The sequence below is a fragment of the Streptococcus zalophi genome (assembly GCF_016481285.1).
GTDB lineage: Bacteria > Bacillota > Bacilli > Lactobacillales > Streptococcaceae > Streptococcus > Streptococcus zalophi.
The window spans coordinates 1-22,499 of record NZ_JAENBP010000008.1 but is presented as its reverse complement, the minus strand read 5'-3'; the positions used below and the strand labels follow the sequence as shown (position 1 = coordinate 22,499).

Here is a 22,499-nt window from a genome sequence, read left to right as displayed (position 1 = left end):
GAATAGAACTGTGAAAAGCTGATTTGTCCATATATTATTGCTCACTCAATTACTGTGAAGGTATATAAAATTTATTAAGGGAGGCTAGAAAGGTTGATTCTAGCCTCTTTTTGATAGGTTCAAGCATTATTAACCCCATTTTTTTAAAAAGGGTATACAATAGAAGCACAGAAAAAAAGTAAGAACTTTTCAAATATCCTTTCTAGACATGATTGCTTTAAATCTTTTGAAAAGGCATTTGATTTTTATTCTGTGCAAATTGTTATCTTTTTTGGTATATTATATGGCGTGAAAGAGATAACTCTTTTAATAAAACAGTTAACTGTTTTATTATGAAAAGGAGGGTGATATGAAAGAATATGATTTGCTAGTCATTGGTTTTGGCAAGGGTGGAAAGACACTGGCCTCTAAAATGGCTACACAGGGAAAATTTGTTGCCATGATTGAACAAGATGCCAAGATGTACGGCGGAACCTGTATTAATATCGGCTGTATCCCTACCAAAACAATGCTTCATAGTGTAGAGACGGGTCACGACTTTAACGATGTGATGTCAGAAAAAGACGCTGTTACCAGTCGTCTTCGTCAAAAAAATTATGCTATGCTTGCTAATGCACCTACTGCGGATGTTTATACCGCTAAAGCACATTTTGTTTCAGATAAAGTGATTGAAATTAATAGTAATGGCGAAACTAGACAGTTAACAGGGAAAGTTATTGTCATTAACACAGGTGCTGTATCAAATGTCTTGCCAATACCTGGTTTATTAGAGAGCAAAAATGTTTTTGATTCAACCCAGATGCAAACGCTGACTGTTCAACCCAAAACTCTTGGCATCATTGGTGGTGGTAATATTGGCCTTGAATTTGCTAATTTATATAGTCAGTTAGGAACAAAGGTCACTATTTTCGACCCACAAAATCGTATATTTAGTCGTGAGGAAGAAATTATTTCTCAGATGGCACAAGAATATATGGAAGAAGCTGGTGTTTCATTTGAATTATCTTCAACAATCACAAAAGTAAAAAATAATGATAACGATAAGACGGTGATTGTGACAGATAAGGGCGAATTTGAGTTCGATGTTGTCATGTATGCGACTGGTAGAAAACCAAATACAGCAGACTTAGGACTTGAAAATACAGCTATCGAAGTTTCTGAACGCGGGGCTATTATTGTTGATGACTATAGACAAACGACTGTTACTGATGTTTTTGCTGTCGGAGATGTTAATGGTGGTCCTCAATTTACCTATATTTCCCTAGATGACTTTAGAATTGTTTTTGACTATCTTAATGGGGATAAGAACTATTCTCTTTTAAATCGTCCAAATGTTCCAAATACCACGTTTACTAATCCGCCACTAGCGCATGTTGGTTTAGATGAAAAAATGGCTAAAGAAAAAGGCTTACCTTATAAGGCAAATAGTCTCTTAGTGGCTCAAATGCCTAGAGCACATATCAACAGTGATTTACGAGGCCTCTTTAAGGTTGTTGTTCATAAAGAAACAAAGGAAATTTTAGGAGCAACTATCTTTGGTGCTGAGGCACATGAAATTATCAATTTGATTACCATGGCAATGGATAATCATATCCCTTACACCTACTTCCAAAAACAAATCTTCACTCATCCGACGATGGCTGAAAATTTAAATGACCTTTTTAATTTTTAAGTAGGTATGTTAAAATAGGAAATAAAAACAGAGCACATTCTTTAAAAGAATGATGGCTCAAATAGGAGAAAAAATGAAGCAATATAAAAATTATGTTAATGGTGAATGGAAATCATCAGAAAAAGAAATTAAAATTTATGAACCAGCGACTGGTAAAGAACTAGGGACTGTTCCTGCCATGAGCCAAGAAGAGGTTGATTATGTAATGGCTTCTGCCAAAGAAGCTCTTCCAAAATGGCGTGCCCTTTCTTACGTTGAACGTGCCGCTTATCTTCATAAAGTTGCCGATATTTTGATGAGAGATAAAGAAGAGATTGGTGCTATCTTATCAAAAGAAATTGCTAAAGGACTTAAATCATCTATTAGTGAGGTTGTTCGTACAGTGGAAATCATTGATTTTGCTGCTGAAGAAGGTCTTCGTTTAACAGGTGAAGTTTTAGAAGGTGGTAGTTTTGAAGCTGCCAGCAAGAAAAAACTAGCTGTTGTTAGACGTGAACCACAAGGATTGGTATTGGCGATTTCACCGTTTAACTATCCAATCAATTTAGCAGCTTCTAAGATTGCTCCTGCTTTGATTGCAGGAAACGTTGTTGCCTTCAAACCACCAACACAAGGGTCAATTTCTGGTATACTTTTGGCAAAAGCCTTTGCAGAAGCTGGTTTACCGGATGGCGTGTTCAACACTATTACAGGTCGAGGATCTGAAATTGGTGATTACATTGTTGAACATAAAGCGGTTAATTTTATCAGTTTTACCGGTTCAACACCTGTTGGTAAAAATATTGCTAAATTAGCTGGATTAAGACCAGTTCTTTTGGAACTGGGAGGTAAAGACTCAGCGATTGTTTTAGAAGATGCTGATTTAGAACTTGCTGCAAAACAAATTGTTACTGGCGGTTACAGTTACTCTGGCCAACGTTGTACAGCTGTTAAACGTGTTTTTGTTATGGATAGTATTGCTGATGAATTGGCAGCTATCGTTCGTGATAAAGTGAATGCATTGAAAGTTGGTCAACCAGAAGATGATGCTGATATTACAGCACTTATTGATACTAAAGCAGCAGACTATGTTGAAGGTCTTATCAATGATGCTACTGAAAAAGGTGCGAAACCGCTTAATGAGATTAAACGTGAAAACAATCTTATCTCACCAGTCGTTTTTGATAATGTCACAACTGATATGAGACTTGCTTGGGAAGAACCTTTTGGACCAGTAATGCCATTCATCCGCGTGAAATCTGTAGAAGAAGCTATTAAATTATCAAATGCTTCTGAATATGGCTTGCAAGCATCAATCTTTACTAAGAACTACCCAAGAGCGTTCGCTATTGCTGAGCAATTAGAGGTAGGAACAGTTCATATCAATAACAAAACACAACGTGGAACAGATAATTTCCCATTCATGGGAGTGAAAAACTCTGGTTCTGGAACACAAGGTGTGCGTTATTCTATTGAAGCGATGTCACGTTTGAAATCTGTTGTTTTTGACACAGAATAACAAGTTAACATCTAAAAGAGAGGGAGACCTCTCTTTTTTCTATGAAAAAGAGCGATAAGCATATCACTCACTCACTAAGAATATAAGTGCTATAATGATACCCAGGAGGGTAAACCAATGAAAGTAAAAAATTTTATTGAACTAAAGCAAGCTATTCTAGCTAATGAAAAAGAGATAGAATTGATAAATTCAATGAGTGTCCCTAATACTATTAAATTGAACCCAGGTCAACGTTTGACAGCTGGGTCAGATAATATTTTACTAAGTTTTATTAATGGTGACGGGATTGCTTTGACACAAAACAATGCCATTTCAGGCATTGCCATTCAAACCTCACCAGCTAAAAGAGCCATTTATATCGACTCAACGCGCATGGATTTGGGACAAATGACACTTAAAAACCTTGTGGTAACTGGGATGGTTCAGTTAATGACGCGTGGTATAAACAAAACCTTATCGGTTGTGATTGATGAGTTAGATATTGTTTCAGCTGATGCGAGATTTTATCCAGAAAGACCGATGAAATATGGTGTTAATGTCTATCAAGGCGCTTTAACCATTTACAACTTCAATCCTGAAGAAGGTAGTGAGATTAAGGTTGTTGCCAACAACGTTTCTGTTGGTAGACAAAATGCACCAGTTCTTGGTAGTGGTATCTTCATCTCAGGCTTTAATGATGCTTCAGGACCTGTTCATGTTGAACAATTAACCACCAACGACGTTTATTCAAATGGTATGATTCCGTCTGGTCAACCCAATCTCATTACCGGTGGTATTTTCATCGTTTATGGTGCCCACGCTAAAGAAATCGTATCAAACGGTGTTGTCGTGACTTATGGTACCAATGACATGGTTCTGGATGTTTGGGGAAGTGTTGATTGTTGGATTGTCAAAGAAGAAGTAATCAGCTACGGAGAAAGTGGTATCGGTTTTGTTAACTTTGGCGATGTCAAAGATTTCAGAGCAGAAAAAACGATTACAACCAATGGCTTAGGAGCAAGAGGCTTTAACCAATACGACGGGACTATCGAAAAAGCTTATTTTGAAAAAATTGTTACTAAAGGTAACGGGTCCATCGGGATGCAATTCAGTAAGCCCGTTGGGGACATCACTATTGGTAGTGATATTTCAACATCTGGATCAGTTGGTCAAACCTTAGTCAAAGGTCAAATCATGACACTTGCTGCTGATGCCATCAGCGTTTTAGCCGGCGGTAGCATTAAAACCCTTGATGTCAAAGGAAATATTGAAACTTATGGTGCCAAGGTTGTTGCTTACCATGTTAACGGTGGAACGGTTGACAAAATGACAGTCGCAGGGAAAGTGATTGCTAAGGGTGAAGGGGCAAAAGAAGTCGTCGTTGAAAATGATGGCAAGACTGATTTGACCGCTATTGAAACTTACCTTTAAAAAATAATATGACATGATAAAGAGAGAATCGAAAAGATTCTCTTTTTGTCATCTAGTGCTAATTATCTTGGCTAAACTATAAACCACATATCCCATATCAAATTCTAGCATTCTTTATTACTTTTTGATATGATTAACTAGTTAACAATCTCAGAAAGGAAAGAAAATGGCTAATAAATTTGATGAAAAAGCAAAGCACTATGATTCTCCACAGCAGCTTGCTTTGGCAGACCATTTTAACAAGGTGATACGTTCTTTGATAGAAGAATATCAGTTTGATACGGTAGTAGATTATGGTGGCGGAACAGGCAACCTTGCTCTTGGTTTAGCTGATAAGGCAAAAAAGATTATTATCACAGATATCAGTCAAGCCATGTTGGATCAGGCAAAACAAAAAATTGAAGCAACAGGTCACACCCATATCACTACAGAATTAGTGGATGAAACAAACCAATCTATCAAGGAAGCTTATGATTTACTTCTTATTTCATTGGTCTTGCATCATGTGCCAGATTATAAAGACTTGTTGGAAAAATTATTCGTCTCATTAAATGACAATGGTCAATTCATCATGATTGATTTTTACCAAGATCTTGATGCCAACTATAGTGGCTTTGATTTAGAGAATTTATCAAAAGAACTGGAAACGCTTGGTTTGAAAACAGTGACCAAGGAACTCATTATTGAAGGGGATGCCCTTTTCATGCGTCCAGAAGGAAAAGCTTTTATTTTACAAGCGATTAAGACTGAAAAAACTTAACAAAATTTTATTTAATCAATAAGAAAAACCAGTAACAAATCGTTACTGGCTTTTTATTGCCAAGGATTGTAAAAACAGTCATGGTTGACGAAAAGAGAATCAAACTTCTGTTATAACGGTTTATCTTAACAAAATTTGATAATCTTTTAATATTTGAAATCATTACCAACTATTATCAATTGACCAATAATTTTTTGATATGTTAAAATAAAGAAAAGAGTATATGAGGAAATGATGATGACAAAATCAGTTGCAGAGTGGGTAACTTGCTTAGATATGAAGACTCATCCAGAGGGTGGTTATTTTCGTGAAGTTGAAAGATCAAAGGACAAGATAACCATTGATGGTAAAGAGCGTTCCCTTTTCACAAGTATTTATTTTCTCTTGGAAAAAGAAAACCCATCACACTTTCATCGTTTAACGGCTGATGAAATCTGGTACTTTCATGATGGACAAGCCTTAACGGTCCATATGATAACGCCAGAAGGGACTTATGAAAAAGTTATCTTGGGGAAAGATATATCAAAAAATGAAGTCTTGCAATACCGTGTGCCGAAAGGGACCATCTTTGGTTCAACCGTCGAAGAAGGTTTTGCTCTTGTTTCTTGTATGGTATCGCCAGGCTTTGAATTTGAAGACTTTGAATTATTTAGCCGTAAAGAACTGCTAGCAAAATACCCAGAATATGAAGTGATTATTAAACAATTAACAAAATAAAAAAATGGGAGGGACGAGTGTCTCTTCCATTTTTATTATATCAATATAGCAATACGATTGGCACAATGAGATTTTACTTTTTGAATAGTAAATTGGACTCAATTCCCCAAAAAATGAAAACGTTTTATAATATAATTTAATTAGGAGGCTAATAATGCTAACCAACGAAATTGTTAAAAAATTGCCATTCTTTTCTAAGTATCATGGCTATTCATTATCAGATTTGGAGGGAGTTTTAGGAGTCTCTAAGAAAACAATTTTATCTGATATTAATAAAATCAATAACATTTTAGAGGAATTAGATATCCCTATCATCTCTCTTTACAACGATAAAATCTTTTTTCCATCCATTTCCGTGACGGATATATTTGCAAAGTTATCACCCCATCTCAAACACTACATTTTTCAAGACGAAAGACCATACATGATAGTTCTCTATCTGCTATTAAAGGAAGATTATATCTCAAACTTTCATCTTCAAGATGTTTTAAGAATAAGTAAAAATAGTGTGTTAAATGATTTAAAAGACTTAAAAAAAATTCTTGCTTCAAAAGAGGTGACAATCACATACAATCGAAGAAAAGGTTATTCCTTAGCAGGAACTCCTAAAGCACTGCGCATAGTTTTGGAATGGGCAATCAATGAACTACTACAATTTAGTAGTGGCAAATGGATTATTCGTTATCTCTTTTATAGTTGTCAAAAACCATTTGATTTTGATCAAATCACACCATTTTTTGTAAATGACACCAGCCGAAGTCAATTATTTTTTATTAGTGAGCGGGTTGAGGCGACATCTTATGTTATTTTATGTCTGAAATGGTCTTGTTTAGAAGGGAAGGTGGTGTATTCTGAGAAAGAAAAACAATTGATTAGAGAGACTGTTGTTTTTGAGTTGGCAAAACAATTTGTCGCAGAATTTCCTAACTTAAAAAGAGACTGTTATTTTATTGCGACAAGACTAATGGGATGTACTCAAGGAGATTTGGGAATATCACCTCAGCCAGAAATACTAACCATTATGGAAGCTATTATTGATACGGTGTCAGCAAAGACAGGGATTATCGTTACTAACGATGAACAATTTAGAAAAAATTTATACTGTCATTTAGCACCAGCATATTTTCGATTATTATTTGATAATCACATTGTGAATCCTTTAAAAGAACACATTTTATCAGAATATGAGAGTTTGTTTTATTTAATTAAAAAAAGTCTCTTTCCACTTAGTGAAGCCTTAGGAAAAACGATTAGTGATGATGAAGTTGCTTATTTCACCATGCATTTTGGTGGTTATTTGGCAAGTCGTCAAACTAAGAGTAATCACCGAAAAATTGTCGCTTTAGCTGTTTGTCCAAATGGCATCAGTTCTTCTTTGATTTTAGGTTCAGAGCTAAAGGTACTTTTACCAGAAATTGTTTTTAAAGATATCCATCAATTAGACCAACTTAACGAATTACAACTACAAGATTATGATGTGATTTTTTCGACGGTTTTCTTTGAAACGGATAAACCTTTGTTTGTTGTCCAGCCTTTTATGAATCCTGTTGAAAAAACAATATTGAAGAAAACGGTTTACAATGAATTTTCCTTACACTCTTCTTTTTATTCTCAAAGTGACGACTTACTTAAAATTATTAAAAAATCCTGTCTCATTGAAGATGAAAGAGCATTAAGAGAAGATTTAGCAACCTATTTTTTATCACTAGACAAACAAGATACAACGAGTTGGGAGGGAGCATCATTGACTGATTTGTTGACAATTGACTTGATTCAAACGAAAGAAAAAGTTAAGGATTGGCAGGAAGCTATCACTCTAGCAGCAGATCCACTATTAAAACAAGGCTACATTGAAGCTAGTTATATCACTGCAATGATTGATTCTGTTAAAAAACTAGGTGCTTATATTGTTTTGGCACCACATGTTGCAGTACCTCATGCAGCACCAGAAAAAGGTGTTAAACGATTGGGAATGAGTTTATTGCAGTTGCAAGAACCTATTTCCTTTAATTTGGATAAAAATGATTATGATGAAGAAAAGGAGGTGCAACTGATTTTTGTTCTAGCTGCTGTTGATTCTTCTGCTCATTTAAAAGCTTTACAACAATTGGTAATGATTTTAGATGATGAGAAAATGCTTCAAAAATTAATAGCTGCTAAAACAAGAGAAGATATTTATCGGTTACTGAAGTGGTGTACGTTAAATGAAGAGGTGAAATGATGAAAATAATTACAGTTTGTGGCAATGGTATTGGTAGTAGTTTATTACTCAAAATGAAAGTGGATGCAATTGCTAAGGAACACGGTTATGACATAGATGCTGAGTCTTGTGATTCAAATGCTGCTGTTGGACGAGAAGCAGACTTATTTGTAACCGTCAAAGAATTTAAAGATATTTTTCCTAAAGAGGCTAAAGTTTGTATTGTAAGAAGCTATACCAATAAAAAGAGGATAGAAGAAGACTTATTGCCTGTACTAGAAGAGATGCTATCTAAATAGGGAGGATAAGAAATGGTAATATTAGATTTTTTAAAAGATATCTTAAGTGAGCCAGCTTTCTTGATGGGCTTGATTGCCTGTGCGGGACTTTTGGCTTTAAAATCGCCAGCTCATAAGGTCATGACTGGGACACTTGGTCCAATTTTAGGTTATCTCATGTTATCTGCCGGTGCTGGAGTGATTGTTGCTAATTTAGATCCTTTAGCACAAATGATTGAAAAAGGCTTTCATATTACTGGGGTTGTGCCAAATAATGAAGCCGTCACATCAGTTGCCCAACAAATTTTGGGTGTTGAAACCATGTCTATTTTAGTAGTTGGCTTATTATTTAATTTGATTATTGCACGTCTAACACGCTTTAAATACATTTTCTTGACCGGTCATCACAGTTTCTTTATGGCTTGTCTGTTATCAGCTGTTTTAGGCGCTTTAGATTTCAAAGGAGTTCTCTTAATTCTTATAGGTGGTTTTATTTTAGGGGCTTGGTCAGCTATTTCTCCAGCGATTGGTCAACGTTATACTTTAAAAGTAACAGATGGTGATGAAATTGCTATGGGGCACTTTGGTAGTTTGGGCTACTATTTAGCAGCATGGATTGGTGATTTGATTGGTAAAGAAAGTCAGAGCACAGAGGATATTCAAGTGTCTGAAAAATGGAATTTTTTAAGAAACACAACGATTTCTACCGCGCTTATTATGATTGTTTTCTATCTTATCGCTGCCATTGCTGCTGGTGGTGATTTTGTATCAAGTATTTCTGGTGGTAAAAATCCATTCATTTTTGCCATTTTATCTGGACTACAATTTGCAGTGGGAGTTGCTATCGTCTATGCTGGTGTTCGTATGATTTTGGCTGATTTGATTCCAGCTTTTGAAGGGGTTAGTACTAAACTGATTCCAAACGCTGTTCCTGCAGTTGATTGTGCAGTCTTTTTCCCTTATGCACCAACAGCTGTCATTATCGGTTTTGCCTTTAGCTTTTTAGGTGGTCTTATTGGCATGTTCATTTTAGGCGCAATTGGTGGTGTCTTAATCATTCCTGGGATGGTTCCTCATTTCTTTTGTGGTGCGACAGCAGGTATTTTTGGCAATGCTACTGGAGGCCGTAAGGGTGCCATTTTAGGTTCGTTTGTCAATGGTCTATTCTTGGCATTTTTACCAGCTATGTTATTACCAGTTTTGGGAAATCTAGGTTTTAGTAATACAACTTTTGGAGATTTTGACTTTGCTGTTCTTGGTATTTTACTTGGCCGTATGGGAGAATTTGCACAATCTATCGGCGTTTATGTAATAGTGGGTGTCTTGTTAGCTGTTTTAATTATGCCATCGTTAATGAGTAAATCTCAAGAAGCGATTAATAATCATGAGTGAGGTAAAAAAATGAAAACGGATTTTTCGGTTAAAATTTATTCAGATGGTGCTGTTTTGGAAGATATGATAGCCGATTTAAATTCTGGACTGGTTACTGGTTTTACAACAAATCCTAGTTTAATGAAAAAAGCAGGTGTTTCAGATTACTTAACATTTGCTCAAGATGTTTTAGAAGTCATTACTGAATACCCAGTTTCTTTTGAGGTTTTTGCTGATGATTTAGAAACAATGAAACGTGAAGCTAAAAAAATAGCCAGTCTGGGAGATAATGTTTATGTTAAAATTCCAATCACCAATTCAAAAGGTGACAGTACGATTCCTATTATTAAGGATTTATCAGCTGAAGGTATTAAAGTGAATGTTACTGCGATTTTTACTTTGAATCAAGTGGAACAGGTAGTAGCAGCTCTTAGTGAGAAGACACCTTCCATCGTTTCTGTTTTTGCTGGACGAGTAGCTGATACGGGTGTTGATCCAGAACCACTAATGGCTTCTGCAAAAACAGTTTGTCAAACCAAAGACTCAGTTGAATTATTATGGGCCAGTCCTAGAGAAGTGTTCAACATCTACCAAGCTGATAAATTGGGTGTTGATATTATTACTTGTACACCTGGTATCATCAAAAAACTCAATTTAAAGGATAAAGATTTAGAACAATATTCACTAGAAACAGTTCAAACGTTTTTGTCTGATAGTAAGAGTCTAGGATTTTCCATTTTGTAGAGAAGATATGCATTGTGTTTGATAGTTAGGAGGTATAATATGAAGAAACTATCAAAGCATTGGTTTTATTTGGTGATGAGTTTATCTCTATTATTAGTTCTTACTGGTTGTAATACAGCAACACCAGCAAATAATGAGATGGCTACCCAGACGATTATTGCTTATAATGAAGCAACAACACCTCACTATGATGTGGTGATGCGTAATGAAAAACCACAAATAGATGGGATGTCAGAGGATGCTGTTTGGGAGACAGTCCCAATCTTATCTGGAGGTTTTCATTTTCCTTGGGATACTAAAGAAGCCCCATTAACAGAGTTTAAAGCTTTTAACGATGGCACTGATTTTTATTTTCATTTCAATGTTTTAGATCAAGACGTGTTACTTGATAGTGATTGGAAAGAAGATGAAAGTACCGTCGATAATGAAGACCGTGTTGAATTATTCTTTGCTGGAGGTAGCGTTGATAAGCCAACGCCAGATGGCATGCCACTTTACTATGCAATTGAAGTTGATGCAGATGGTCGAATTCATGATTATTCTATTGAATATTATAGAGATTTTGACAGTGAGTGGAACTTAGAAGGATTGGAAACCGCTGCAACAAAAACAGATAATGGCTATAGTGTGGAAGGAAAAATTCCAATTAAAACATTAGAAGACTTGAAATTGTTGAACAATAATGTCATAAAAGTCGGAGCCTATCGCGCAGAATTTTCTGCGCCTGAAAACGAAGGTGATGATCCTGTTATGGAATGGATTTCTTGGGTCGATCCTAAAACTCAAAATCCTGATTTTCATGTCAATTCTTCTTTTGGAGAATTTAGATTCTTGAAATAATAACTCAATAATAAAGCCTGCGTCAATTGATGCAGGCTTTTTTGCTAATCAGAAAGTGATGAAACAACCTTTTTGTTATATTTTCATTGTTTTCAGTAAATGGTTGACAGACTAAACCCATAGTGTTATTATATTACTTAACCGGTTATATAACTGGATAAGTATTTTATGGAGGAGTTTATTAAGATAATGAAAAAAATAGTTTCATATCTTTCCTTGGTTATCATTACTTTTGTTTCTGCAGTTGTTTTGGCAGCTTGTCAACAACAGTCAGAAAACACTACTGATAATCAAGAAGGGTTAAATATTGTTACCAGTTTTTATCCTATTTACGCCATGACAAAAGCAGTGTCTGGCGATTTAAACAATGTTAGAATGATTCAATCAGGAAATGGTATCCATTCCTTTGAACCATCGCCAAATGATGTTGCAGCTATTTATGATGCTGATGTCTTTATTTTCCATTCACACACCTTGGAGGCATGGGCAGGAGACATCAAGGAAAATCTCAAGGATTCCCAAGAAAAAGTGCTTGAAGCATCTGAAAAAATGTCTTTAGATAAGGTGAAAGGTCTTGAAGATATGGAAGCTGGTGATGGCATTGATCCAGCCACCTTATATGATCCTCATACTTGGACAGATCCAGAATTGGCGGCAGAAGAAGTAGAACACATTAAAGAAATGCTGATTTCTGCTGATCCCGATAACAAGGAAACCTATGAAAAAAATGCTGAGGCTTTTAAAAAAGAAGCACAAGAGATAACAAAGGAATATCAGAAGAAATTTGAATCTGTTAAAAACAAAACCTTTGTCACTCAACACACAGCGTTCTCTTATCTTGCTAAACGCTTTGGATTAACACAATTAGGCATAGCAGGTATTTCACCAGACCAAGAGCCACAACCGCGTCAGTTGATCGAGATTAGGGAATTTATCAAAGATAATAATGTTAAAACTATTTTTGTTGAAGCAAACGTTTCTCAAAAAATTGCTGAAACAGTTGCTGAATCAACAGGAGCAAAGTTAAAAACTCTTAGTCCGCTTGAAGCAGACCCAGAAAACAATAAAAATTATTTGGAAAATGTAAAAGATAATTTAGAAATACTTTATCAAGAATTAAGTAAGTAGGAGATAGAATGAAAAAGAAATATATTATTGGTTCAGCAACCGCAGCTCTTTTATTAGCAGTTGGTGTTGGAGCTTATCAAATGAATCAAAACCAAGAAGTTCCAAAAAATGATAATAAAGTTGCCTATATTGAAGGTGGTGACAAAAAATCTAATACCACAGCAAAATCAGAGAATAAAACGCAAGAACAAATTAATGAAGAAGAAGGCATTTCAGCTGAACAAATCGTGGTTAAAATCACTGATGATGGCTATGTGACTTCTCATGGTGATCACTATCATTACTATAATGGTAAGGTACCTTTTGATTCACTTATCAGTGAAGATCTTATCATGAATGACCCAAATTATACTTTTAACCAAGCAGACGTTGTTAATGAAGTAGCAGATGGTTATATCATTAAGGTTAATGGGAATTACTATCTTTATCTTAAAGAAGGTAGTAAACGTGAAAACGTTCGTACTAAAGCACAAATTGAAGAACAAAAAGAAAAAGGCACCTTAGAAGCCGCTCAAAAAAAACATAAATCAGGTAAGAAACAATCACAAGTCAGTCAAAAGAGCGATGGTCGCTATAGAACGGATGATGGTTATGTCTTTAGTCCAACTGATGTGATTGAAGATACAGGTGATGGCTTTATTGTGCCACATGGTAATCATTTCCATTTTATTCCTAAAAAAGATTTATCACCTAGTGAATTAGCGCAAGCACAAGCTTACTGGAATAATAAAAAAGGAAGTGCGCCACAAACTACCCCAAAAGGGAATGTGGCACAAAGTTCTGGTAGCCATTCAACAGCTTCAACACAATCTTCTCATACGACAAATCAAGGGACTGGAAACCAAAAAAAAGAGCAACACTCTAATCATTCACAAACATCACAAAACTCAACACAACACTCTAACGCATCACAACAAACACAGCAATCTCAAAAACAAGAAAATATCATTGCCGACTTACTCAAACAACTTTATGCACTACCTCTTAAGCAGCGACATGTTGAATCAGATGGTTTAGTCTATGACCCTCAAACCATTTATAGTTGGTCAGATAATGGTGTTGCGGTCCCTCACGGTGATCACTACCATTACATTCCTTATTCTCAAATGAGTCCTTTAGAAGAAAAAATTACTAGGTTGTTGAAAGATAACAAGCAAACTCAACACAACAATCAACAGATTGAAGAGCACCATCACCATGACGAAGCAGATCATCATGACGAGGGAGCAGATCATCATCATGATGCAGATCACAGTAATGATGCCAAAGATACTACTGAATCTGATAAACAAAACAATAAAGACATTTTGGATAAGATTTTAGGTGGACTTTCAGGTTTTTCTTGGGACAATACCGAGGATGAAGACGATGTAGATAACGAATCTACTAATGAAGACTCTACTGATGACCAAGCTACAAATAACGAAACAGCTGATGATAAAGCAACAAATCCTCAAACCTCTGAAAATGATAACACTCGAAAAGAGATGAGAAAAGTTGGTCGTCATTGGGTACCACAAGATGCTGTTTTAGATGAGAATTATGACTATAAGGGTTGGACAGCACAAGAAATTTATGAAGCTATTCAAGGAAAAGCTATCATTGATCCAGAAGATATGCTTTATGGCATAACGCTTGCAACTGAGTACAAAGACGGAGTTTTTATTATCCCTCATATTGACCATTATCATTATGTTCAATTAAAATGGATTGATAAAGAACCAGAAATCTTTGAAGTAAGCGATAAAACCTATAGATTAAATGCCTATTTAGCGACAGCTAAGTATTATATGGAAAACCCTGACAAACGCCCTAAAAAAGCTGGATGGGGTGAAGACGCAGATATTCATAAAGGAAATACTGACAAACATGATGAAACAGACCATCACCATCACGAAGGTGAAGACCATCATCACGATGAAGCAGGTCACCACCATGAAGGTGAAGAAAGTCATCCAGTGACGCCTGAATCAGAGCGTGAAGGAAAACCAAATTCACAAATTGTGTACTCAGCTAAAGAAATAGCAGAAGCTAAAAAAGCAGGTAAATACGCTACTTCAGATGGTTATATCTTTGATGCCAAAGATATCATAAGAGATGCAGGTGAAGCTTACATCACACCACACATGGACCACGAACACTGGATTCCTAAAAAAGATTTATCTGAGGCTGAACGAAAGGCTGCAGAAGAATTCTTGGCTAGCCGTCAAAACACTTCAGAGTCAACAAATAATGAAACAGCCCCTGAAAAGAACGATACAACAGCAAATGACTCACAACTTATTTCAGCTAGTGAATTAGATGCTACTGGCTTAAAAGCAACAGACGTTTTCGCAAAAGTTCTTCCTGAAAAAATTGTTCCAATAGACAAGATTAAGGGCAATATGTATCATGCGGTAAGATACGTTGATGGGCAATTGATCATTCCTCATTTAGATCATTACCATAATGTTCGTCTCAGTTGGTTAGACCAAGGCTCTCTTTTATCAGATGGTTATAGTATTAAAGAACTATTGGCAACGATTAAATACTATATGGCACACCCAGAAGAAGCTCCTAAAGAAGATGGTTGGGGAACTGATGCTAAAGAAGACACAGAAAGTCATATTGGTATCTGGGATAATAACTATGGTTTTGGTGAAGAGCCAGACGATAATAATTCTGAAACAACTGAAACTGACGAAGAAGTTGATGACGAAGAAGACTGGGAAGAAGAGGAAGATCCATTTGATGCACAAATGCGTACTGAAGGAGAACGTCATGGTTTAAGTGGTGACGACTACTTTAACAAATTGCTCGCTCTCACACGACGCTATAATGTTGCAGTGGATAAAATGTCATATGCTGCACCAGGACAAGTAACCGTTGCTAAAAAAGATGGCACAACAGTTATCGTAGATCTTGCTACTTTAGAAGAAGTAACACCATAATATTAAAAACTGGGGAATCCCCAGTTTTTTTATTCATTGAGAATGAGCGAAAGCATTTTTAATGTTTGAATCGCTTTGCAGAAATTTTATCTTATATCAATATGTTATAATGAAGAAAAGAAGCATCTCTATCATAAGAAAGTTGTGATAAGGTAGCCAGCAATCATTACAGGAGGTTAATAATGTCTCACCAAGATTATATTGAACAAGGATTAAATGGTATTGCGCCTCTTAAGTTAATTCTTTGTGGAGAGGTTGATGAAAATGAAACAGAAAAAGTAGGAGTTGTTTCAGTTGTTTTTGCTACTAAGGATAAGAAACGAGCAAAAGAAAAATTAGAAGAATTGTCGGCATCTCATCCAGAAAAATATTATATGGTCTATAGTGTGCTCTTGGATACCGATCTAACAATGTTAGACCACTACCCATCAATAGCTATATCAAAAACTGATTTATTATAAAATAAAAAACCACCTATTAGGTGGTTTTTTATCTTTAACTGTTTATTCCAGTATTAATCGTTTTTCTAGATAATTTTGGAAACGTTCAAATAAGATACATAAAGACCAATAAATAAATGCCACTAAAATATACATACTCATGTAATCCCACTCACGACCACCAACAATTCTAGCATTTTGAAAAATGTCAGGGACTGTTATCATGGCAGCAAGAGATGAGCTTTTAATCATATCAACAACTACATTTCCAAGAGGAGGAATCGCTACTCGAATAGCTTGAGGTAGAATCACTTTTTGAACAATAATTCGTTGAGGTAATCCTAAAGCACGAGCTGCTTCCCATTGACCAGCATCAATGGCTGCAATTGATGAACGAAAGATTTCTGAAATATAGGCTGAACTGACTGTGCTAAAACCAATATAGGCACAAAGAAGAGCGGGTAGCTGAATGCCAAAATACGGTAGGGCAAAATAGAGCATGAAAAGAACAACAATCATTGGGACACCGCGCATGATTGATACATAAGCTTGCACAAGTGTCTGTAAAAAAAATGATTTTGATCGTCTCATCAAAGCTAAAAAGAGTCCTAGTGTTAATCCAGTAACAAAACTAAGGCCTGCAATTCCTAGAGTATAGGGCAGTCCAGTCAAGACAAATCCAAAATTATCAATCATCAATTTAAAATTAATAAAAGACATTTATTTCTCCTTATTGTATTTCAAATGATGTGATGTTTATGATTATTCAACGTCAGAAACATCAATTTTTTCAAAATCATAATCTTTTTCTTTTGAAACGTCCTCACCGGCAAAGAATTGCTCAGATAATTTAGTTAGTGTGCCATCTTGGCGCATGTCTTCTAAGGCTTCATTCATTTTAGCTTGAAGAGTTGTATTATCTAATTTAAGAGCAAAGTTAGCTTCTGAAGGATTGTAGTAAAGACCTTCTAATACTTTTACAGGGATATCAGGTAATGCTTTTGTTGCCATTGTTTGGAGGTAGAAGTCATTTAGAATAACATCTGTACGACCATTGGCAACGTCTTGAAGGTAAACATCATTTGTCACATTATCATAGATAACCAATTCAGCACCAAATTTTTTAGCTACTTTCATATAAGAAGTTGTAGAAGCACCTGCGGCTTTTTTACCTTTTAAATCTTCTAGCGTTTTGATTCCTGAATCGTCAGATTTACGAACAACCATTGATGAGAAAGAGTATTTATGAGTTGTTGTGTAGAGGAATTTTTCTGCATTTTTGCTGTCTTTTTCAATGGAATAACCAGCGACATCAATTTGACCACTATCAATGGCAGCAAGCATACCATCAACGTTCATTTCGACAAATTCAACATCTAAGTCTAAACGCTTAGCAATTTCTCTAATAATTTCAACATCATAACCCGTTAATTTATTGTCATCATTGTGGTAAGACTGTGGAAAGAGTGTTCCTGACGTAGCAACTTTTAACTTGCCAGCTTCTTGGATTTTTTCCCACTTAGCATCTGCTTGTGAGCCAGAATCTTTAGTATTACTAGAACCACATGCCACCAACAAAATTGCGGCAACAAGAACAACTAGAAGGGAGTAGATTTTTTTAGCCATAAGACCATCCTTTATAAATTTATTATGCATTAATGCATTTACGATTTATTTTACACTTTATAAGTATAATAATCAATTATTCAAACTGCTATTTTTGTCTTATAAAAATTGTTGATTTTTTTCAAAGAGTTCTGCGATAGAGAGTAACAAATCTTCTCGTCCTTTAGCAGCAGTTAATTGAATCCCTATGGCCAATTTATCTTCATTACGATAGACAGGGAGACTAATACTAGGTTGTCCTGTCATGTTGGCTTGCTGAGTGAAGGGGGTGAGATCTAAACTGTTTGCAAACATATCCCAAACCAGCTCTTTTTGTTCATCTAATGAAACATCTTCACTATTTTCTAGACGAATCAATTGTTGTTTTGTCAATAATAATTGCTCATGTTTAGGCGCAACATCAGCTGTTGTTGGCGATAATAGCACATCATACTCTTGGTGGAACAAAGCCATGAGTCGACTGTATTGATCCCACTGAGAAATGGCTTTTGTGTAGTCTTTAGCAGCAATGTTTTGCCCCATTTGGTAAAGGGCCCAAGACATGACTTCCATATCATCTGTTGTCAAAGGGCGTTTTAAAAAATGTTCAATTCTATCAAACATAGCAGCTGTTTCAACAGAAGTGATTAAATAATAAGTCTGCATGGCTTCAATGCCATCAATAACAGGTTTATCTATAAGTGTGACGTAATGACCTTCTTGTTCTAGAAAAGCAATAGCCTTTTTCACTGCTTGTTTGGCATCCTCTGAGACAAGTCCTCCAATAGGTGAGTCAAGTTGAACAGCAATTTTCAGTGGTTTCTTGCTTTTTTGTTGGAAATCCTCCTTAGTCAGTGTTGGTAAAGGAAATGGACTTTCGATCTGGTAAACTTGTAAGCCTTGTAGCAAGTTTTTGGTGTCTCTGACGGTCTTAGTTAGAGCAAATTGAACAGAAGCTCCTTGCCAACCACGATAGGAACTAGGACCAACAGGAATACGACCTCTTGTGGGTTTTAAGCCGATGAGACCATTAAAAGAAGCAGGAATTCTGATAGAACCACCACCATCACTGGCAGGCGCTAAAGGAGAGATACCTGCTGCCACTAAAGCTGCAGCCCCTCCAGAAGAACCACCTGCATTTCTTGAGAGGTCATCAGGCAAATTAACACTACCATGAAGGGCACTATCTGAAATATTTTTAAAACCAAACTCGGGGGTGTTAGTTCGCCCAAGAATTATAAAACCGAGTTCTTCAAGTTTTTGTACATAATAATCAGAAGCTGTAGCACGGTAGTCTTTGAAAAGTTTAGAGCCAGATGTTGACGGTTCTCCTTCTTGTTCTTGTCCTAAATCCTTTAAAAAGATAGGGACACCAGCAAATAATTTACCAGAAAAATCTCGTGTCTTGGCTTCATTTAAAGCTTTTTCAAAGCGTTCATTAGTAATAGCATTTAACTTAGGATTAATCCTTTCAGTTTTTTGAATAGCTTCCTTCACTAATTCTAAAGGACTGACTTCTTTAGAATGAACGTTTTGTGCCATTTGTGTTGCATCTATCATGATTTTCCTTCTTTCTAGTCGATTCTTGTGAGTCGTCATGTTAGTTTTATTATAAAAGAAAGCCAAGGAAGATGCAAAGAGATTAATCAGTTTTCTATCTTTCTTAAAATCCTTGACAAGTATATCGCACCTCGATATAATATAGATAGAAGTACGATATAAAATATTATTAAGGAGGTGGGATGATGGATGAACGTCTTAAACGAATTTATCTACCAATGACAGAAACGGGATTCTATATCCTTTACTGTCTGCAAGAAGAAAGACATGGTTATAATATTACACAAATGGTTAGAGAAATGACCAATGATGAGGTGATTATTAGTGCAGGCACCATGTATGGTAGTTTATCGAAAATGGAAAGTGATGGGCTTATCGCTTTTTCAAGAGCCCAAGGGAAACGAAAACTCTATCAGATTACACCTTTAGGCCTAGAGATTTTGCAGATAGAGATGAAACGGATTGAAAGAATGTATCATAATATTAAAGGAGAGAATAACCATGACAATTAAAAAAATACATCGCTTTTTTTCGATGGTTGATTTTTTAGAAGAAGAAAGCTTTTTAGAAAAACAACATCAAAATGGTTGGCGTTTTGTTGAGATTAAGGGACTTAACACATATGTGTTTGAAGAAACAAGACAAGAAGACTATGTCTATCAATTGGATATCTTAGAAGAAACCAGTGATGAAGAAACCTATATTGCTATGTGTCAAGATTATGGCTGGGAGTATGTTTTTAAGTATAATCATTGGTACTATTTTAGAAAACCTAAAAAAGATAATGATGGTGATTTGACTTTATTTAGTGATATGGATTCAAAATTAAATCGCGCGAAAAAAAGTATCAAATTTCCAACTATCTATGGGATTGTTCTTCTCTTTTTGACTTATGGTATTTTTGTAGTAACACGCTTTCATACCTGGGCTGATAAATTTCTATTGATGATTTGTGTTCTATCCTTAGTGATTGTCGGAATACAATTATTGAAATATCGACAATTGGTTAAGAAGATTAAAGGAGGTTAAATCAATGGGAAGGTTTAACCAGTTTAACAGATCCCTCATTAATATAGAAGTTTATGGAGAAGTTAAATGAAAAAAACAGAAATTTTTGAAGAAGTCGTTCGCTATTTGAGAGAAGATTCGTCGACGAAAAAGGATATCAAGGGCGCTAATCCAGACGATTACCGTTCCTTGATTGATGATGACATGTCTGAAGATGATTTTCTCTATCTCATGCATTCTTATATAGCGAGTTTTGGTATTTTGAGTCATGTCTACTTTGGACCCAAAAAAGTAGAACCTAATGGTTTTAGGCTTCGTCGGGTTGATAATGTCTTATACGTTTTATCAGCAAATAAAGACACCAACCTCCAAAAAGGGGATGCCATTGTTGCTATAGACGATGTCCCAATCTCTACTTACTATGACAAGCACAAGACTTTTTTTGTTAGTCCAACACCTGAACGCCAATTTATGGACTGGGCCATCCTTATCACTAGGGCTAGCCATGTGACTGTTAAAAGAGATGGTAAACCTCACAAGATTTTAGTTGAAAAAACGAAACTACCAATCACCGATAGCGTTTTTGAATGGAAGCGACTAACTGATGCTATTGTTTATCTAAAAATGGAAAATTTTTACGATGAATCAGCCATTAGTCAACTCTTTCAAGACAGTCAATCAGCCATTGAACAGGCTAAAGCACTTGTCATTGATGTCAGAACCAATCATGGTGGCACGGATTCCTTATATTTTCCTTTGCTGAAATATGCACTACCAGAAGGCAAAAGTTTAGATGATATTAATTTTGATGATGATCAGATGGAAATCTTGTATACTAAGCGTAATGTGGCGTTAAGGTTAGCACAATTTGAAGAAATTTTAGAACAAGAAACAACTACTGAAGAAACAAGACGACTGATTGAAAGTTTTAAAAAAGAATTAATTTGTCATCAAAATGATGATTTCGTGCTTTTTGATGATGATACTGTCTTTCCAGAAATGACTGGCTTAAAATGGCCGAAAGAAATTTTTATTTTAAGCGATGTCTATTGTGCTTCTTCGGGTGATAACTTTGTTCAGATGATGAAAAAATTCCCAAAAGTGACTGTTCTTGGTCGACCAACCATGGGAATCTTGGACTACTCTAACGTTTGTAGGGCTTTCCTAGGTGACTATCAACTAGTATTTCCTACCTCAAGAAGTTTAGCCATCGATTTTGGTCAAGGGATGACAGATAAAGGAGTTGCACCAGATATTTTAATCCCTTTTACCCCTCAACATCTTTTTCAAGATATTGATTTAGAAGTGTGTTTGAAATTGTTGAAATAAGCATCTAAATTCTCAAAAAATAAGATTTTAATAATTTTTGTTTGTAACCGTTTTAATTAGCATAAAAATAGTTTTTAATCTTGTATAATTACTGTACAGTTATAAGACAAAATGCTAGAATACGGGTGAGAAAGGAGGAGAAACAAACGGGTTAACTATCATTTTGTAATAATTTATTAGAATATTTTAATAAAGTTTTGTTATGGAATAAGAGGAGGATAGAACACATGAAAACATTTAGTCATTCAAGGCCTAGTGGTCTTCATAAATCTATATTCAAAAACTGTCTTATTGGCTTAGTCACTGTTTTAGTTACTCTAATCATTTCTGCTTTCTCACCAAACGCACCAATCATCGGTGAACCGATGACTGTTCATGCTGAAACAACATTTGAACAATTTTCACTTGATGATACTATGCTATCCATTGGAGAGAAAACAACTCTTCACATCACTTTTACTGACAAAGTTGTTGGTCTAGAACCATCTGACTTTAAAACGATGGGCGTTTCTCTCAATAATCTTTCTTCTGTTGATGGTGGAAAGACCTGGACAGCAAATATTGTTCCTATCTATGATTATAGCGGGGAAGGGAAAATTACGTTATTGTCTGGTAGCTATTATAATGGTGTTGACGGTACTCAAGGAAGTAGTAACCTCGTCCAGTTTGTTGTTGACACGATAGCACCCCTTTCACCTACTATCTCTTTTGAAGATCCAGGCGCTGACGGTGTTTATAATCACGCAGAAGTTGGTCCTGATGGTACAATCACAGCATGGGTTACTGTTCCAACTGGTACAGAAGTTGGTGATGTTTTGATGATTAATGGTATGTCTTATACCGTTACTCAAGATATTCTTCAAAATGGTCAAGAAGTAGAAATGGCTCCAGCTACTACCATTTCTGCCTACATCATTGATAAAGCAGGCAATGAAGGACAAGTAGCGGTAGGTACAGCTGCTCCATATGACACTTCACGACCAAATAATTCGACCACACAACTAATGAT

General features: G+C 35.7%; 20 protein-coding genes and 2 pseudogenes. 19 read left to right on the top strand and 3 right to left on the bottom strand.

The window, feature by feature from the left end:
- Window positions 1-349 precede the first annotated feature (349 nt).
- The 15 genes and pseudogenes from JHK64_RS06260 (at window position 350) to JHK64_RS06200 (ending at window position 16,009) form a co-directional block, all read left to right on the top strand.
- Window positions 350-1,672 carry an FAD-containing oxidoreductase gene (locus JHK64_RS06260; RefSeq protein ID WP_199568150.1) on the top strand — a complete coding sequence of 441 codons (1,323 nt, stop codon included), beginning with the start codon at window positions 350-352 and terminating at the stop codon, window positions 1,670-1,672.
- Window positions 1,673-1,745: 73 nt separating this feature from the next.
- Complete coding sequence (locus JHK64_RS06255) at window positions 1,746-3,170, top strand: NADP-dependent glyceraldehyde-3-phosphate dehydrogenase (protein ID WP_199568149.1); 1,425 nt, start codon at window positions 1,746-1,748, stop codon at window positions 3,168-3,170.
- Window positions 3,171-3,287: 117 nt separating this feature from the next.
- Complete coding sequence (locus tag JHK64_RS06250) at window positions 3,288-4,580, top strand: hypothetical protein (protein WP_199568148.1); 1,293 nt, start codon at window positions 3,288-3,290, stop codon at window positions 4,578-4,580.
- Window positions 4,581-4,746: 166 nt separating this feature from the next.
- Window positions 4,747-5,340 carry a class I SAM-dependent methyltransferase gene (locus JHK64_RS06245; protein WP_199568147.1) on the top strand — a complete coding sequence of 198 codons (594 nt, stop codon included), beginning with the start codon at window positions 4,747-4,749 and terminating at the stop codon, window positions 5,338-5,340.
- 231 nt (window positions 5,341-5,571) lie between these two features.
- Window positions 5,572-6,057 (top strand): cupin domain-containing protein, encoded by a 486-nt coding sequence (locus tag JHK64_RS06240; RefSeq protein WP_199568146.1) that lies wholly within the window; start codon window positions 5,572-5,574, stop codon window positions 6,055-6,057.
- A gap of 154 nt (window positions 6,058-6,211) precedes the next feature.
- Entirely contained in the window at window positions 6,212-8,278 is a 2,067-nt protein-coding gene (locus JHK64_RS06235; protein WP_199568145.1) for a BglG family transcription antiterminator, read from the top strand.
- A complete protein-coding gene (locus JHK64_RS06230; RefSeq protein ID WP_199568144.1) occupies window positions 8,275-8,556 on the top strand; it encodes a PTS sugar transporter subunit IIB in 282 nt (93 codons plus the stop codon). The genes JHK64_RS06235 and JHK64_RS06230 overlap by 4 nt, the downstream gene beginning before the upstream one ends.
- Before the next feature lie 12 nt (window positions 8,557-8,568).
- Entirely contained in the window at window positions 8,569-9,927 is a 1,359-nt protein-coding gene (gene ulaA, locus JHK64_RS06225) for a PTS ascorbate transporter subunit IIC (protein WP_199568143.1), read from the top strand.
- Between the two features lie 9 nt (window positions 9,928-9,936).
- Complete coding sequence (locus JHK64_RS06220) at window positions 9,937-10,650, top strand: transaldolase (RefSeq protein ID WP_199568142.1); 714 nt, start codon at window positions 9,937-9,939, stop codon at window positions 10,648-10,650.
- Window positions 10,651-10,689: 39 nt separating this feature from the next.
- Complete coding sequence (locus tag JHK64_RS06215; protein ID WP_199568141.1) at window positions 10,690-11,490, top strand: carbohydrate-binding family 9-like protein; 801 nt, start codon at window positions 10,690-10,692, stop codon at window positions 11,488-11,490.
- A gap of 189 nt (window positions 11,491-11,679) precedes the next feature.
- Complete coding sequence (locus JHK64_RS06210) at window positions 11,680-12,618, top strand: metal ABC transporter solute-binding protein, Zn/Mn family (protein ID WP_199568140.1); 939 nt, start codon at window positions 11,680-11,682, stop codon at window positions 12,616-12,618.
- Between the two features lie 8 nt (window positions 12,619-12,626).
- Window positions 12,627-13,749 (top strand): annotated as a pseudogene (locus JHK64_RS07600) (pneumococcal-type histidine triad protein); the annotation flags it as partial.
- A gap of 422 nt (window positions 13,750-14,171) precedes the next feature.
- A pseudogene (locus JHK64_RS07595) lies at window positions 14,172-14,471 on the top strand (pneumococcal-type histidine triad protein); the annotation flags it as partial.
- Window positions 14,472-14,576: 105 nt separating this feature from the next.
- On the top strand, window positions 14,577-15,548 hold the full coding sequence (locus JHK64_RS07590; protein ID WP_425507307.1) for a pneumococcal-type histidine triad protein: 972 nt from the start codon (window positions 14,577-14,579) through the stop codon (window positions 15,546-15,548).
- Between the two features lie 182 nt (window positions 15,549-15,730).
- A complete protein-coding gene (locus tag JHK64_RS06200; protein WP_199568138.1) occupies window positions 15,731-16,009 on the top strand; it encodes a hypothetical protein in 279 nt (92 codons plus the stop codon).
- Window positions 16,010-16,051: 42 nt separating this feature from the next.
- Here JHK64_RS06200 and JHK64_RS06195 read toward each other — a convergent pair whose 3' ends face one another.
- The 3 genes from JHK64_RS06195 to JHK64_RS06185 form a co-directional block, all read right to left on the bottom strand.
- Entirely contained in the window at window positions 16,052-16,708 is a 657-nt protein-coding gene (locus JHK64_RS06195; RefSeq protein WP_199568137.1) for an amino acid ABC transporter permease, read from the bottom strand.
- A 42-nt stretch (window positions 16,709-16,750) separates the two neighbouring features.
- Window positions 16,751-17,614 (bottom strand): transporter substrate-binding domain-containing protein, encoded by an 864-nt coding sequence (locus JHK64_RS06190; protein ID WP_199568136.1) that lies wholly within the window; start codon window positions 17,612-17,614, stop codon window positions 16,751-16,753.
- Window positions 17,615-17,713: 99 nt separating this feature from the next.
- Window positions 17,714-19,153: an amidase gene (locus tag JHK64_RS06185; RefSeq protein ID WP_199568135.1), complete on the bottom strand. Its 1,440-nt coding sequence runs from the start codon at window positions 19,151-19,153 to the stop codon at window positions 17,714-17,716.
- A gap of 185 nt (window positions 19,154-19,338) precedes the next feature.
- Here JHK64_RS06185 and JHK64_RS06180 point away from each other — a divergent pair, with 185 nt between their 5' ends.
- From JHK64_RS06180 to JHK64_RS06165, 4 genes are all read left to right on the top strand, one after another.
- Window positions 19,339-19,665 carry a PadR family transcriptional regulator gene (locus JHK64_RS06180; protein WP_199568134.1) on the top strand — a complete coding sequence of 109 codons (327 nt, stop codon included), beginning with the start codon at window positions 19,339-19,341 and terminating at the stop codon, window positions 19,663-19,665.
- On the top strand, window positions 19,655-20,182 hold the full coding sequence (locus tag JHK64_RS06175) for a DUF2812 domain-containing protein (RefSeq protein WP_199568133.1): 528 nt from the start codon (window positions 19,655-19,657) through the stop codon (window positions 20,180-20,182). Before JHK64_RS06180 ends, JHK64_RS06175 begins: the two co-directional genes overlap by 11 nt.
- Window positions 20,183-20,248: 66 nt before the next feature.
- Window positions 20,249-21,490 (top strand): S41 family peptidase, encoded by a 1,242-nt coding sequence (locus JHK64_RS06170; RefSeq protein ID WP_199568132.1) that lies wholly within the window; start codon window positions 20,249-20,251, stop codon window positions 21,488-21,490.
- Between the two features lie 227 nt (window positions 21,491-21,717).
- A partial coding sequence (locus JHK64_RS06165; RefSeq protein WP_199568131.1) for an Ig-like domain-containing protein occupies window positions 21,718-22,499 on the top strand: 782 nt, incomplete at its 3' end.